The sequence below is a fragment of the Pseudolactococcus piscium genome, from assembly GCF_002441695.1.
GTDB lineage: Bacteria > Bacillota > Bacilli > Lactobacillales > Streptococcaceae > Pseudolactococcus > Pseudolactococcus piscium.
In genome coordinates this window covers 62,459-76,911 of sequence record NZ_JXJW01000015.1, presented here as the reverse complement: position 1 = coordinate 76,911, position 14,453 = coordinate 62,459, and the positions used below count along the sequence as shown (strand labels likewise).

Here is a 14,453-nt window from a genome sequence, read left to right as displayed (position 1 = left end):
TTTTACATTCTTTTTACTTTTTATTGCTTTCTACTTTATTTTCCATAGGTAATCAAGTAAAAAAACTATATAATATAAAGGGTTTCAGCATTTTTTATTATCCAAAAAAATAGTTGGTTAGATCAGATTAATTTAGCGCTTTTTGCTGTCAAATCATGCCTAGCGACATAGAACTTATTTTTTTATTATCTTTTGCTTGTATATTTAACAAAAAAAGAATGTAGAGAACATACATTCTTTTTTTTATAAACCTTATACAAGTAAGTTATATAAACTGGCTTGTCCTTTTAAATCTATAAATCCTGGATCAAAATCAGCAATCCGTTGTTTGAGTTGTGTTTGATCAGCTTTATCTGCAAGGACAACGCCGATTAAGACTGGTCCACTGCCTTTGTTTGCTCTTTTGATATATTCAAACCGTGTAATATCATCGTTTGGACCTAAAATATCATTTACAAATTCTCGCAAGGCACCTGGTCTTTGGGGGAAATTGATGACAAAATAATGTTTTAGGCCTTCATAAATCAGACTTTTTTCTTCTATTTCTTGCATCCGATTAATATCATTGTTCCCACCTGAAATAATACAGACAACCGTTTGTCCTACTATCTCATCTGCCACAAGATTTAGTGCTGCCACGCTTGCTGCTCCCGCTGGTTCAACAACCATACCTTGTTTGGAATAGAGGTCTAAAATCGTACTTGAAATGAGGCCTTCATCTACATTTATCAGGTCATCTATATTTTCCTCCGCAATTTGATAGGTCAAATGACCTACTTTTTGCACAGCAATGCCATCAGCAAATTTGTCTATGGTTGTGAGCTTAATCGGTCCCTTGTTATCAAAAGCAGCTTGCATAGACCGTGCACCTGTCGCTTCGACGCCAATCACTTTTGTACTTGGACTGATATGTTTGGTATAGAGGGATACGCCTGAGATTAAGCCACCACCACCTACTGCTGCAAATAGTTTATCAATTTTGATTCCCTCTTGTTCTGCCTTATCAAATATTTCTACAGCCACAGTGCCCTGGCCTGCAATAACATCCGGATTATCAAAGGGATCGATAAATGTTTTGGCTTCACGAACTGCGAAATCTCTGGCGGCTGCAGCAGATTCATCAAAGGTATCGCCAACTAAGGCGATTTCTGCATAATCACCACCAAAGAATTTAACCTGAGTGATCTTTTGTTGGGGTGTTGTTGTTGGCATAAAAATCGTTGCTTTAATTTTTAATTCATGACAGGTATAGGCGACTCCCTGCGCATGATTTCCTGCACTTGCACAAACAACGCCACCGCTTAATTGTTCAGCTGACAAATTATGGATCGCATAATAAGCGCCACGTAGTTTAAACGACCGTACTTTTTGAACATTTTCTTGCTTAAGGTAAATATTCGCCTTATATTTGTCTGACAAGTAGCTGTCTCGCAGCATTGGCGTTTGGATGACAACATCTGCTAACACAGTATTTGCCTTTAATATATCTTTGTAGCTTACCATATTCATCGATTCCTTCATCTTTTGAAAATCGAAAAGAAAGTCGAGCTAAGCCCAACTTTCTACCCGATCAACCCTTACTTATATTATAGGGTTAGTTATAAATTTTGAATGCTGCATCATCATTTGCTTGTGTAAATGGCATCGCTTTACGTAACTCAGCACCAACTTTTTCTATTTCAAGGTCTGCCGCAGCAGCTCTGAAAGCTTTCATTTTCGGGTTGCCAGCTTTATAATCTTCTACAAAGTCTTTAGCAAAATTGCCATTTTGAATATCTGCTAATACTTTTTTCATGTTCGCTTTTACTTCAGCAGTAATGATTTGTGGTCCTGCGATATAGTCACCATATTCAGCAGTATTTGAGATTGATTGACGCATTTTTTTGAAGCCACCCTCGTATAAGAGGTCAACAATCAGTTTTAGCTCATGAAGTACTTCAAAATAAGCTAATTCCGGTGCATATCCTGCCTCAGTCAATGTTTCAAATCCTGCTTCGATAAGTGCAGTTGTTCCACCACATAATACAGCTTGCTCACCAAATAAATCTTCTTCTGTTTCTTCTTTAAATGTTGTTTCAAGCATACCAACACGGGCAGATCCAGCGGCACGACCCCAGTCCATCGCGATATCACGCGCATTGCCAGTAGCGTCTTGGTAGATAGCAAACAAAGCGGGTACGCCAAATCCTTCAGTATAAGTACGACGCACTAAATGGCCTGGTCCTTTAGGTGCAAGCATAAATACATCGACTGTTTCTGGTGCTTTGATATAGCCGAAATGGATATTAAAACCGTGTCCAAAACCAATCGCAACGCCATCTTTAAGATTTGGTGCAACTTCTGACGCATATAAATCAGCTTGGATTTCATCAGGTGCTAAAATCATGATAATATCTGATTTTGCAACTGCCTCTGCAACTGGATAAACGTCAAAGCCATCTGCTTTTGCAGCGTCGAAAGATTTACCAGCACGAACCCCAATAATCACATTCTCGCCAGAATCACGCAAGTTTTGTGCATGTGCATGACCTTGTGAGCCGTATCCGATAACGGAAATTTGTTTGCCAGCCAGTGCTGGTGTTTTTACATCATTTTCATAATACATTGTAACTGCCATTGTCTAATATTCTCCTCTAAGATGTGTTAAGGTTATAACGTTTATACTGTCTATCCTTGTTACTAATAGATAACTTGTTACACCTAATTTTTTATAATATACTACAATTTTACGACTTTTCTGACAACTTGTCAAGACTAAAATATGGAATTATCTCATTTTTCAAATAATGATCAGTCTCGAGTAAATCCTGTCACACCAGTTCTAGCAATATTTTTTATACCATATGGCTTAATGACACGTAAAAGTGCTTCAATCTTATCATAGCCGCCTGTCAGCTGGATGGTCACCGTCTTAGGTGCCACATCGACAATACTGGCACGAAATGGTTGAATCATAGCGAATAATTCAGCCCGAATTGTTGCCGGCGCCGACACTTTGACAAGTAACACTTCTCGTTCAATATGTGGGACATCTGTGATATCCCTCACCCGTAACACATCAACTTGTCTATTTAATTGTTTGATGATTTGTTCTACTTCATCCATGTTCTCAACATCGATAATTACTGTGATACGAGAAATATGAGGTGCTTCTGCATGACCTACAGAAATGCTTTCAATGTTGACTTGACGTCTTGATAAAACACCCGTAAATCGATTTAAAACCCCTGTCGAGTTGTTAAGTTTTGCTGTTAACATTCTACGCATTGAATTTCACCCCCAACATTTCATCATTATGCCAACCCGCTGGCACCATAGGATAGACTTGTTCCTTTTGAGAAATACCTACTTCTAATACCATAGGCACATTTTCAGTAATGACTTTCAAGTCGTCTGAAATTGTTTTTGGATCTAAGAATTTATCGTGTTTCAAGCCATAGGCTGCGGCTAGCAACTGAAAATCAGGTTCTGAGTCAAAAACAGATTGGCTGCGACGTTCTTCATAGAAACTTTCTTGCCATTGTCTCACCATACCAAGAGAGTGGTTGTTAAATAGAACCACTTTGATGGCAATACCATAGCCATTTAAGATGGCAAGCTCTTGATTTGTCATCTGAAAGCCCCCATCACCGACGAAGACAATCACATTTTTATCTGGGTTCGCGAGTTTGGCGCCTATTGCAGCAGGAATACCGAATCCCATCGTACCAAGACCACCACTAGTAACAAGTTGCCGACTATTTTTATAGGGATACCACTGGGCAGCCCACATCTGATGCTGACCAACGTCAGTCACAATAATGGCCTCTCCATCCGTAATTTCACCTATCAGTTTAATCACTTCTTGCGGTTTATTGACACCCGTCTCAGCTTCAAAACTATAAGGGGCTCTCTTTGCATTATCTTGGACTTCCTCTAGCCATTTGCTATAGTTAGTTTCAGGTGGTGTGACCTCAAGTAAAATTTCTAATGCACGTTTTGCATCGCCGACAACTGGTAAATCCGTTTTGACGATTTTGCCAATTTCTGCTGGATCAATATCAATATGGGCAACGGTTGCATTTTTTAAAAAAAGATCTGGCTTAGAAGCTAGTCTATCATCAAAACGACTCCCAATATTAATCAAGTAGTCTGTCTCAGCAAGTGCCATATTTGCCGCATAAGAGCCATGCATGCCACCCATGCCAAGGAATAAAGGATTGTCAACTGGCATCGACCCCAGCCCTAGTAAACTAGAGACCACGGGGATTTGATGCTTTTCTGCAAATGCAACTAATTCAGCATGTGCATTGGCATAGTTAACACCACCACCCACCAACATAAGCGGGCGTTTTTTCTTACCTAGAACACCAACTATTTTTTTGAGCTGCATGGCATTCGGTTCAACTGTCGGTTGATAGGAAGGTAAAACAAGGGCTGTATCATTAATGACTGTCACTTCTTTAGCAGATATATCCTTGGGTAGGTCAATGACGACCGGACCTGGGCGACCTGTTGTCGCGATATGAACCGCTTCTGTGATGACACGAGGAATATCCTCAGTTTCTCGAATCTGATAATTATATTTGGTAATCGGCATCGTGATACCGATGATGTCGGCCTCTTGAAAGGCATCTTTCCCAATTCCTTTTGTTGCGACCTGTCCCGTAAAAACAAGCATGGGGACTGAATCGGCATTTGCATCCGCAATCCCTGTAACCGCATTTGTCGCACCAGGACCTGATGTCACAAGTGCAACACCTAGTTTACCTGATGACTTTGCATAGCCTTCTGCTTCATGCGTCGCACCTTGTTCATGGCGGGCAAGTATATGTTGTATCCCATCATAATCATAAAGCGCATCATAAAGTGGTAGCACTGCTCCTCCGGGATAACCGAAAATCGTATCGACACCAAGTGATTTAAGTGTATCTAATACGAGCTGCGACCCACTTCTTGGTTTATCTAGTTTTATTTTTTTCAATCTATTTCTCCTTTAAAGCATTTTCACATCCCAAAAAATCTGAAAATTACGAATTGTAAATCATGTTTAGATTTTAACACGTTTAAGCTATTATTTCAACTAAGTCTGCTATAATTAACTCATGAAGACTTTAGCAATTATCGTGCCTTGTTTTAACGAAGCAGCTGTTTTAGATACCTTTATCAAAACAGTCAATCAAAAAACCGAAAACCTGCCCTTAATCAAAAAATTTGTACTCGTTAATGATGGCTCGTCTGATGCTACCCTAGCCACTATCAAGGGGCTTTCTGAGACATTCCCTAATATTTTTTACCTCTCTTTCTCAAGAAATTTCGGGAAAGAGGCAGCGATTTTAGCAGGATTAACAGCATGCGATGCCGACTTTTTTACAATCATGGATGCTGATTTACAAGATCCTCCTGAATTATTAGTCGAGATGTATACCACCATGCTAGCTAATCAGTATGATGTTGTTGGCTGCCGTAGAATCTCTAGAAAAGGCGAGCCAGTTGTCAGAAGCATGTTATCAAGGGCGTTTTACTGGCTGATAAACCGACTGTCTCATACCGATATCCCAAGCGGTGTTCGAGATTTCAGACTGATGACGAACCAGGTCGTTAAGGAAGTGATCAATCTACCTGAGTATAATCGTTTTTCTAAAGGCTTATTTGCTTGGATCGGCTTTAAGACAACCTATCTGCCTTACGACAATATTCAACGACAAGCAGGAAAAAGTTCGTGGCGGTTTTGGCAGTTAATCGGCTATGCGATAGACGGCATCATCAACTTTTCAGATGCACCGCTAAATTTTGCGACCTTAACCGGATTTGTCTCTTTTATCATTTCATTTATACTGGCTTGTTTCTATACAGCAAAAACACTCATATTTGGCGATCCTGTACAAGGGTTTCCGACTTTAATCATCTTGCTTTTGTTGATTGGTGGCATGCAACTTTTTTCACTGGGCATTATCGGTAAATATATCGGTAAAATTTTTATGGAAACAAAGCGCAGACCAGTTTATATTATAAAAGAAAAAAAGCTCGACTAGATCGTGCTTTTTATATTGTTTAAAAATCTGTGATACAACCATGAGCAGCATCATCTGTAAGCTTAGCGAATTTAGCCAGAACACCACGTGTCGCCTTAGGTTCAGGCAACTGATAAGCCGCACGACGTTTTGCCAATTCTTCATCAGAGACTTTGAGATTGATGGTATTATTAATGGCATCAATTTCGATAATATCATCATCTTCTACAAGTCCGATCACACCGCCTTTAACAGCTTCAGGAACGATATGCCCTACGACAAACCCATGCGTACCACCTGAGAATCTGCCGTCTGTAATCAAGGCGACCGTTTTTCCTAGTCCCGCGCCAATTAAGGCAGACGTTGGTTTAAGCATCTCTGGCATACCAGGTGCACCAACTGGACCGATATTTTTGATAACAGCGACATCACCTGCATGTAGCAGGCCAGTTTCTATACCTTTGATAAAATGTTGCTCGCCATTAAATACACGCGCAGTACCAGTAAACTGCTCGCCTTCTTTACCGGATATTTTCGCAACTGATCCACCAGAAGCGAGATTCCCATATAAAATTTGCAGATGCCCTGTTTTCTTGATCGGTTTATCAAAAGGTCTGATGACATCTTGTTTATCAAAATTAAGCGTCACAGCATTTTCAATATTTTCAGCCAATGTTTTACCTGTTACAGTCAGACGATCACCATGGATACGGCCTTCTTTAAGGAGAAACTTGAGGAGGGCAGGAAGGCCACCAATCCGGTGGAAATCTTCTTGCATATATTTACCAGATGGTTTGAAGTCGCCAATTACCGGTGTTTTATCCGAAATTGTTTGGAAATCATCCTGCGTTAGATCGACGCCAACTGTCCGTGCCATGGCAATCAAATGTAAGACTGCATTTGTTGAGCCGCCAAGGACCATAACCACTGTAATCGCATCTTCAAATGCTTCACGTGTCAAAATATCACTGGGCTTGATGTCACGCGCAAGCAGTACCTTCATATATTCGCCTACTGCTGCCGCTTCACGTTGCTTATCGTCTGATTTAGCAGGGTTAGTAGATGAGAATGGCAGCGTCATACCGAGTGTCTCGATAGCTGCTGCCATCGTATTCGCTGTGTACATGCCGCCACAGGCACCTTGTCCTGGAATGGCATTGGCAATCACACCGTGGTAGTCTTCATCAGAAATATTCCCTGTTAACTTCTCACCCAAGGCTTCAAAGGCTGAGACGATATTAAGCGACTCGCCATTGTACTCGCCATGCTCGATCGTCCCACCATAAACCATGATTGAGGGGCGATTGAGTCTAGCCATCCCCATGATTGTACCTGGCATGTTTTTGTCACATCCTGGAATACCGACGATGCCGTCATAGTATTCGCCACCTGCATTAGTTTCGATCGAATCGGCAATGACTTCACGAGATACAAGAGAATAGCGCATACCATCCGTACCATTTGCAATCCCATCTGACACACCAATCGTGTGAAACTGTAAGCCAATTAAGTCTCCCGTCGCATCCACTGACGCTTTAACTTTTTGGCCAAGCTGATTCAAATGCATGTTACAAGGATTGCCATCCCAGTCCATCGAGACAACACCGACTTGTGCTTTATCAAAGTCTTCATCTTTAAAGCCGATACCATAGAACATAGCCTGCGTTGCTGGCTGTGTCGGATCTTGTGTGAGTGTTTTAGAATATTTGTTCAGCTCAACTTCTGTTGTTGTGCCATTGTAAGTAAATTTCATAAGTCCCTTTCCTGATTGCGAAGTCGTGTGTCTGGTTTAACCTTAAGTAAATTAAGCATGATTTAGGCGCCATTACTGGCATTATCTCAGATTAATCTACCGCTTGCTAAACAAAGCTATACTGTCTATTTTAACATTTTTAAAACTTTCGTCAAGGAATTATCTGAAAATTTCGTCAACTAAATCTAAGAGATAATCCCGCCCAATAAGTTCTAGTCATTTGGGATCCTTAGCGAATAGCTCTAGCTGATTTCAGGAAACAGTAACTTGATCAAACTTTCTGTCACACGACGAGATTGGCCTACTGCTGGGAATAGGTGCATCTGCATCATGGGATTTTGATTAGCCTCGATCACATAGTAGTCACTTGCTTTTGTCGCATCAGTGATGATGATATCGACGCCAGTAACTGTTACATCTAGGGCTTGTGCAACCTTGACCGCGATGGCCTTATAGAATGTCGCGACCTCATCTGTCCTATCTATCGAATCACCACCAGTTGACACATTTGAATTTTCTCTTAAAAATACGCAGACGCCAGCTTCTGGAATAGATGACGCAGTAAATCCTTGAAGACTTAAGGTTAGCGACTCAACCTCACCGATTTTTATTTTCTCTAATGGTGTTCGATGATGCTCCCCACGTCTTATATCCCTATTTTTAAGCGCGACAAGCGCTTTTATTGTCTGAACACCATCCCCAATGACATTTGCAGGGAAACGCTCTAAAACAGCTAATACAGCATCATCCTGTACATAGAAACGATACTCTGTGCCATGTGCATAGGTCTCAACTATAATCGCTTCGTCATTTTCAAAAGCTATTTTTACTGCTTGCTCATAATCAGCTTGTGTTGTGGTCTCCTTAAAGATTGTAATCCCAATCCCATAATTTGTCGACTTTGGTTTGACCACAAACTCCGCAGGTAAGTTGTCAAAATGCTGAAAGGCATCCTCAATTTGATGAAACTCATAGCCAAAAGGCACTTGAATACCTGCTGTTTTCAAGATATCTTTGGTCACAATTTTGTTTTCCATGAGGGCATGAGACAAGGCACTATCTAATCGTGTAATATTACCAGATTGAATAAATTCGACATGATCGCCATAAGTCAACTTGATGATCTGTTCTGTTTCATCAAGTACTTGAAAGCCAATCCCATTTTTGATGGCATCTGAGATCATGTTTTGTGTCGACAACTCTAAATTTTCATACCCGGGTAATTGAAAGTCATTTTCTGGTTCAGCTACGTTTTCGATGACGACATGTTGACGACTCATCACCGCTAGTATTGCTGACAGCTCTCTATCAGTTTGATAGGTTAACTTCACTGTATCACCATCAAATTGCCAGTAAGCATTATTGGCTAGTTCACCTGATACCTTAACTATCTTTTTCATTTGCAAAAATCTCCGAAATTTCTGATAAACTTTTTCCAGCCTCAAATAGCCTTAAGCTTTTTTGAGCTGGATTTTCTCTTGTTTTAATCCGTTGATAAAGCGGGGCCAAATAACGTGCCTCACCAAATCCTCGTTTTTCAAGCCCCCTTGACGCTAAGGCTAATAACTCACCGCTAAAGGCAAGCATGTCAGCTAAAGCTTCCGGATCTAACTCTCTAGCTGAAAAACGCCGACGTAATCGCTGGTAATCCCGACCATAATCTTCATAGAAGATATGATCTGACAATAAGTCAGTCAATGCCGTTAACTCACACATCAAACCCAAATGAAAGGCTGCTACGCTAAAGGTATCTGCCATAGGTTGCGCACAGCTACTCCGAAACTCAACTGTCCCTCTGGTAGTCAAATCTTGATACTGATAGCTTCTATGGGCCTTAAAATCATGTGGACTAGGCGTTAAAACGACATCTCCACCAAGCAAATCAAAGGCAGGGATTTCATCATGATTAAAATAGTCATGCGTTTGAATCGGCTCAAAATAATAAGTCTCATCTGATACCGCTGTCGTAAATAAAACGGTTTTATTTAAGTAATCAAGGAAATCTTCCTGATCTGAAAATGGTTTTGGAAATACACCGACATTTTCAGGAAATATACCATGCATAGATGACTCCCAGAATATATCTCTAGAAATTAAGGTATCAAGCTGTGCATGCCAGAGATAAGAATTGGCAAACAACCAGGCTTTAACAGGTTCTATAGCATTAAATGCATTAATCGTTGCAATCATATTTTCAGCTGTTACATCTAATTGAATTTGGCTACCTTGGATGAAGGCACCAAACTGATAATGCTTATCTGTTTGCGTCTCGCCGCTATCACCCAGCTTCAAGTATGCCATCAACATTTCATAACGCTGACTCGCCACCGGCCGATTGTCATTCTTATCCCAGAAAGGATTTACACCCATGCCTGTGAGCAGATGATTATGTGAACTCAAAAATGGTTGAATAACAGCCATGTAACGAGTGAATCGCGCGTCAACTTCAGAAATAGTGAGTGCTTTATCAAAAGCAAACTCAAGGGTATTATAGCCAACTTCAAAAAGGATTCTGTCTTCATTTTCATCTGAAACAAGCTGAATCGCCTGCCCATTATTATCAGACTTCTCGATAGATAGGGGTAGTTTTTCAACAAGTTCACTGAATAAGGAAAAGACAACCTGAAAATCTACTGCTGTTTCTGATAAATGAACAATTGGAAATTCTAATTCTATACCGACAAATAGGTCAGTTGACTGCTTTAAATTTGAAAAATAACGCTCACGTAACAGTTCTCGTGTAATATCCACTCTTTTATTCCTCCATCACCTGACCATTTAATATACAAAATAAGCTACCCCTAACTAATGATACCTCTCTGAGATAAGCAAATCAGCTCAATCTTAGGCTTTGCACTTTTTATATGAATCATAAAAAACTTAAAATATTATTATTTTGTATTCCTATTCTAACATAGATTGCTAGACTTAATCTTAGAAATCAGCATATCCTCTGCTTTTTTTTCAATATTCTAAACATATTAGTAATCATAAAGGTCATAATCGTCAGCTTATCTTCTCAACCACGAGCAATTCATATAGAATAACGACAAAAGAAGCATGTAAGCAACCTTACATGCCTCAAACACAAGCAGGTCTTTGACACCCTAGCCAAATCCCACTATTTCTCTGTAAAATAAAAACCACTTATCCAACGAATCGGATAAGCGGCCTAGTTAAAACACTAGACAGTAAGAGCTAGACTAAGTGCAAGCACCACCATCATAACACTCCACAAAAATTGATGAAGACTATCGGGTCATGCTTAAACATCAGGTTTCTTGATAAAACAAGTCCATCAAGAAAACTGACTAAACATGCCCCTTACTGCTTTATTTATGTTTGCTGAAATTAATTATTAAACGAGTTCAATAATTGCCATCGCTGCAGCATCGCCACGACGTGGTTCAGTTTTAAGGATACGTGTATATCCACCATTACGGCCTTCATAACGTTTAGCAATATCGCCAAATAGTTTTTGAAGTGCAGTTGGAAAAGTTTCAGTTTCTTCGTTGAAATCTTTTTCAGCGATTTCATTACGCACATAAGCAGCAGCTTGACGACGTGCATGAAGATCGCCACGTTTTCCGAGTGTGATCATTTTTTCAACAGTTTTACGAACTTCTTTAGCGCGAGCTTCAGTTGTTACGATATATTCGTTGATAAGCAAGTCAGTCGTCAAATCGCGAAGCATAGCTTTACGTTGATCAGATGTACGTCCAAGTTTACGGTAACCCATGATTTCCTCCTATTAGATTTTAATTAGTCTTTCTTAAGTGATAAACCGAGGCTGTCAAGTTTGTCCTTGACTTCTACCAATGATTTACGACCCAAGTTTTTAACTTTAAGCATTTCTGGTTCACTCATATCAGCAAGATCAGCAACAGTATTAATACCGGCACGTTTCAAACAGTTATATGATCGAACAGAAAGATCAAGTTCCTCGATGACCTTATCCAAAGCACGCTCTGGTTTTACTTCATTTTTATCAACCAATGTATCAGCAGTTTGAGCTACTTCAGATAGATTAACAAAAAGACTTAAATGGTCAGTCAAGATTTTTGCAGATAATGACAAGGCATCTTCTGCAGAGATTGTGCCGTTAGTAAAGATTTCCAATGACAATTTGTCAAAGTTGTCTTTTTCACCAACACGTGCTGGTTCAACTTGATAGTTAACTTTGTTAACTGGTGTATAAGATGAATCTACAGCGATTGTCCCGATTGGGGCATCAGATTGTTTATTTTCTTCTGCAAGAACATAACCACGACCTGATTTTACAGTCATGCGGGCGTTCACTGAGTGACCTTCTGCAAGTGTAAATAGGTAATGATCTTTATTAACAATCTCAATATCACTATCAGTAAGGATGTCTCCAGCTGTTATGACTGCAGGTCCAGTTACATCAAGTTCAATAATTTTTTCCGTTTCAACATATGATTTGATTGCAAGTCCTTTAATGGCAAGAATTACTTGAATCACATCTTCATGCACGCCTGGAATGGTTGTGAACTCATGGAGTACACCATCAATTTGGATGCTTGTAACAGCAGCCCCAGGAAGTGACGAAAGAAGAATACGACGCAATGAGTTACCAAGGGTTGTACCATAACCACGTTCAAGCGGTTCTATGACAAATTTACCATAGACATTTTCTTCATCAAATTTTGTAATTTTTGGTTTTTCAAACTCAATCATGCGTATATCCTTTCAGTGCAAAGTGTTTAGAGTAGCAACAAGCACTCTAGAAATTATACACGACGACGTTTTGGAGGACGAGCACCATTATGGGGTACTGGCGTCACATCGCTGATTGCTGTAACGTTAAGACCTGCGGCTGCAAGAGCACGGATGGCAGATTCACGACCTGGTCCAGGACCTTTAACAGTAACAGCAACAGTTTTCAAACCATGTTCTTGAGCAGACTTAGCAGCAGCTTCAGATGCCATTTGAGCAGCGAAAGGAGTCGATTTTTTAGACCCTTTGAACCCAAGAGCACCAGCTGATGACCAAGCAAGCGCGTTACCATGAACGTCTGTAATCATCACAATAGTGTTATTGAAAGTTGCATGAATGTGGACAACACCAGATTCAATATTTTTCTTGACACGACGTTTACGAGTAGGTTTAGCCAATGTTAATCTCCTTTCTTATTTTTTCTTGCCTGCGATAGATTTAGCAGGGCCTTTGCGTGTACGTGCGTTGTTCTTCGTGTTTTGACCACGAGTAGGCAATCCGCGACGATGACGCATGCCACGATAGCTACCGATTTCCATGAGACGTTTGATGTTTAAGTTAACTTCACGACGAAGGTCACCTTCGACTTTAAGTCCATCAACCTCACGACGGATAGCATCTTCTTGGTCAGTTGTAAGATCTTTAACGCGAATATTTTCAGCAACCTCAGCGGCAGCGAGAACTTTTTGCGCAGTTTTGAGACCGATTCCGTAAACGTAAGTAAGTGAAATTACTACTTGTTTATCGTTTGGAATATCAACTCCAGCAATACGAGCCATTCTTTATGTTTCCTTTCTATCCCTGACGTTGTTTGTGTTTTGGATTGGCAGGACAAATTACCATAACACGACCATTACGGCGAACAACTTTACAGTATTCGCACATTGGTTTTACCGATGGTCTTACTTTCATTATGTATACCTCCTATAAAAATGTTTGGACTACTTAAAGCGGTATGTAATACGTCCACGAGTCAAATCATAAGGCGACATCTCAACAGTAACACGGTCACCAGTTAAGATGCGGATATAATTCTTTCGCATTTTACCTGAAATAGTCGCTAATATTTTGTGTCCATTTTCAAGCTCAACTGTGAACATCGCATTAGGCATTGTGTCAATCACTTTGCCTTCAATTTCGATTACGTCATCTTTTGCCACGTCAACTTACCTCCTCTTTAAATTTGTCCATTTTTGATAAATATCTAAAAGTCGGACTAGGATATTATACCATACTAGTCCGACTTTTACAAGTTAATTACATAAAATTTTTACTTAAGGATTCAAATCTTCGAATTAACCAAGTATTGTCTTGATTGCCTCTGAAACGAGTTTGATATCTTGTTGCCCATCAACTGATTTAACCAAGCCTTTTGCACTGTAATGTTCTAGGATTGGCGCACCTTGTTTGATGTTAATATCTAAGCGATTTTTAACAGTCTCAGGTTTGTCATCTTCACGTTGATAGAAGTCATGTCCACCACATTTATCACAAGTATCAGCGACTTTTGTCGGATTAAAGAGTTTATGATAAGTTGCACCACATGTGCGACAGATGAACCGACCAGATAAACGATCTACTAAGATATCCGGATTAACCTCGATATCAATCACAGCATCTAGCTTAATACCTAAGTCAACAAGCATTGCATCAAGTGCGACTGCTTGCTCTATCGTACGTGGAAAACCATCTAGTAGAAAGCCTGATTTTTGAATGTCATCTTGAGCCAGACGTTCTTTGACAATACCATTTGTCACATCATCAGGAACAAGCTCACCTTTGTCTATGAAAGATTTAGCTAATTTTCCCATCTCAGTTTCATTTTTCATCGCTGCACGAAACATATCTCCAGTTGAAATATGTTGTACACCATATGTTTCGACAATTGTTTCTGCTTGAGTTCCCTTACCAGCACCTGGTAAGCCCATAATTAGTAGGTTCATCTAGTCTCCAATTTATTTGATTTTTAT

The 14,453-nt window shown here is 40.0% G+C and carries 15 protein-coding genes; 1 reads left to right on the top strand and 14 read right to left on the bottom strand.

Annotation, left to right across the window (positions count from 1 at the left end):
- Positions 1–252: 252 nt before the first annotated feature.
- The 4 genes from ilvA to RU86_RS08265 all read right to left on the bottom strand — a co-directional run bounded on the left by ilvA (position 253) and on the right by RU86_RS08265 (position 4,963).
- Positions 253–1,503, bottom strand: a complete 1,251-nt coding sequence (gene ilvA, locus RU86_RS08280) for a threonine ammonia-lyase IlvA (protein ID WP_096814885.1) — start codon at positions 1,501–1,503, stop codon at positions 253–255.
- 91 nt (positions 1,504–1,594) lie between these two features.
- On the bottom strand, positions 1,595–2,617 hold the full coding sequence (ilvC, locus tag RU86_RS08275; protein ID WP_047914753.1) for a ketol-acid reductoisomerase: 1,023 nt from the start codon (positions 2,615–2,617) through the stop codon (positions 1,595–1,597).
- 173 nt (positions 2,618–2,790) lie between these two features.
- Positions 2,791–3,267, bottom strand: coding sequence for an acetolactate synthase small subunit (ilvN, locus tag RU86_RS08270; protein WP_047914752.1), 477 nt, complete (start codon positions 3,265–3,267; stop codon positions 2,791–2,793).
- Entirely contained in the window at positions 3,260–4,963 is a 1,704-nt protein-coding gene (locus tag RU86_RS08265; RefSeq protein WP_096814884.1) for an acetolactate synthase large subunit, read from the bottom strand. The genes ilvN and RU86_RS08265 overlap by 8 nt, the downstream gene beginning before the upstream one ends.
- 121 nt (positions 4,964–5,084) lie before the next feature.
- Between RU86_RS08265 and RU86_RS08260 the strand changes: the two genes are divergently transcribed.
- Positions 5,085–6,014 carry a glycosyltransferase family 2 protein gene (locus RU86_RS08260; RefSeq protein ID WP_096814883.1) on the top strand — a complete coding sequence of 310 codons (930 nt, stop codon included), beginning with the start codon at positions 5,085–5,087 and terminating at the stop codon, positions 6,012–6,014.
- Positions 6,015–6,033: 19 nt separating this feature from the next.
- Here RU86_RS08260 and ilvD read toward each other — a convergent pair whose 3' ends face one another.
- From ilvD to RU86_RS08210, 10 genes are all read right to left on the bottom strand, one after another.
- Positions 6,034–7,746, bottom strand: coding sequence for a dihydroxy-acid dehydratase (gene ilvD, locus RU86_RS08255; RefSeq protein WP_079504723.1), 1,713 nt, complete (start codon positions 7,744–7,746; stop codon positions 6,034–6,036).
- 242 nt (positions 7,747–7,988) lie between these two features.
- Entirely contained in the window at positions 7,989–9,146 is a 1,158-nt protein-coding gene (gene gshAB / locus RU86_RS08250) for a bifunctional glutamate--cysteine ligase GshA/glutathione synthetase GshB (RefSeq protein WP_096814882.1), read from the bottom strand.
- Positions 9,130–10,497: a glutamate-cysteine ligase family protein gene (locus RU86_RS08245; RefSeq protein WP_143468104.1), complete on the bottom strand. Its 1,368-nt coding sequence runs from the start codon at positions 10,495–10,497 to the stop codon at positions 9,130–9,132. The genes gshAB and RU86_RS08245 overlap by 17 nt, the downstream gene beginning before the upstream one ends.
- 607 nt (positions 10,498–11,104) lie before the next feature.
- Positions 11,105–11,485, bottom strand: a complete 381-nt coding sequence (gene rplQ / locus RU86_RS08240; protein WP_047914748.1) for a 50S ribosomal protein L17 — start codon at positions 11,483–11,485, stop codon at positions 11,105–11,107.
- Positions 11,486–11,508: 23 nt separating this feature from the next.
- On the bottom strand, positions 11,509–12,444 hold the full coding sequence (locus RU86_RS08235; protein WP_047914747.1) for a DNA-directed RNA polymerase subunit alpha: 936 nt from the start codon (positions 12,442–12,444) through the stop codon (positions 11,509–11,511).
- A gap of 53 nt (positions 12,445–12,497) precedes the next feature.
- Entirely contained in the window at positions 12,498–12,881 is a 384-nt protein-coding gene (rpsK, locus tag RU86_RS08230; protein ID WP_003138068.1) for a 30S ribosomal protein S11, read from the bottom strand.
- Between the two features lie 15 nt (positions 12,882–12,896).
- Positions 12,897–13,262 (bottom strand): 30S ribosomal protein S13, encoded by a 366-nt coding sequence (gene rpsM, locus RU86_RS08225; RefSeq protein ID WP_047914746.1) that lies wholly within the window; start codon positions 13,260–13,262, stop codon positions 12,897–12,899.
- Between the two features lie 16 nt (positions 13,263–13,278).
- On the bottom strand, positions 13,279–13,395 hold the full coding sequence (rpmJ, locus tag RU86_RS08220; protein ID WP_079504717.1) for a 50S ribosomal protein L36: 117 nt from the start codon (positions 13,393–13,395) through the stop codon (positions 13,279–13,281).
- A 29-nt stretch (positions 13,396–13,424) separates the two neighbouring features.
- Positions 13,425–13,643 carry a translation initiation factor IF-1 gene (gene infA, locus RU86_RS08215; protein WP_003138071.1) on the bottom strand — a complete coding sequence of 73 codons (219 nt, stop codon included), beginning with the start codon at positions 13,641–13,643 and terminating at the stop codon, positions 13,425–13,427.
- A gap of 135 nt (positions 13,644–13,778) precedes the next feature.
- Positions 13,779–14,426, bottom strand: a complete 648-nt coding sequence (locus tag RU86_RS08210; protein WP_096814881.1) for an adenylate kinase — start codon at positions 14,424–14,426, stop codon at positions 13,779–13,781.
- Positions 14,427–14,453: the final 27 nt, after the last annotated feature.

Bases quoted from the DNA above. Each gene is read 5' to 3' on its own strand.
- ilvA (WP_096814885.1), bottom strand. From the start codon at position 1,503: ATGGTAAGCTACAAAGATATATTAAAGGCAAATACTGTGTTAGCAGAT.
- ilvC (WP_047914753.1), bottom strand. From the start codon at position 2,617: ATGGCAGTTACAATGTATTATGAAAATGATGTAAAAACACCAGCACTG.
- ilvN (WP_047914752.1), bottom strand. From the start codon at position 3,267: ATGCGTAGAATGTTAACAGCAAAACTTAACAACTCGACAGGGGTTTTA.
- RU86_RS08260 (WP_096814883.1), top strand. From the start codon at position 5,085: ATGAAGACTTTAGCAATTATCGTGCCTTGTTTTAACGAAGCAGCTGTT.
- ilvD (WP_079504723.1), bottom strand. From the start codon at position 7,746: ATGAAATTTACTTACAATGGCACAACAACAGAAGTTGAGCTGAACAAA.
- gshAB (WP_096814882.1), bottom strand. From the start codon at position 9,146: ATGAAAAAGATAGTTAAGGTATCAGGTGAACTAGCCAATAATGCTTAC.
- rplQ (WP_047914748.1), bottom strand. From the start codon at position 11,485: ATGGGTTACCGTAAACTTGGACGTACATCTGATCAACGTAAAGCTATG.
- RU86_RS08235 (WP_047914747.1), bottom strand. From the start codon at position 12,444: ATGATTGAGTTTGAAAAACCAAAAATTACAAAATTTGATGAAGAAAAT.
- rpsM (WP_047914746.1), bottom strand. From the start codon at position 13,262: ATGGCTCGTATTGCTGGAGTTGATATTCCAAACGATAAACAAGTAGTA.
- rpmJ (WP_079504717.1), bottom strand. From the start codon at position 13,395: ATGAAAGTAAGACCATCGGTAAAACCAATGTGCGAATACTGTAAAGTT.
- RU86_RS08210 (WP_096814881.1), bottom strand. From the start codon at position 14,426: ATGAACCTACTAATTATGGGCTTACCAGGTGCTGGTAAGGGAACTCAA.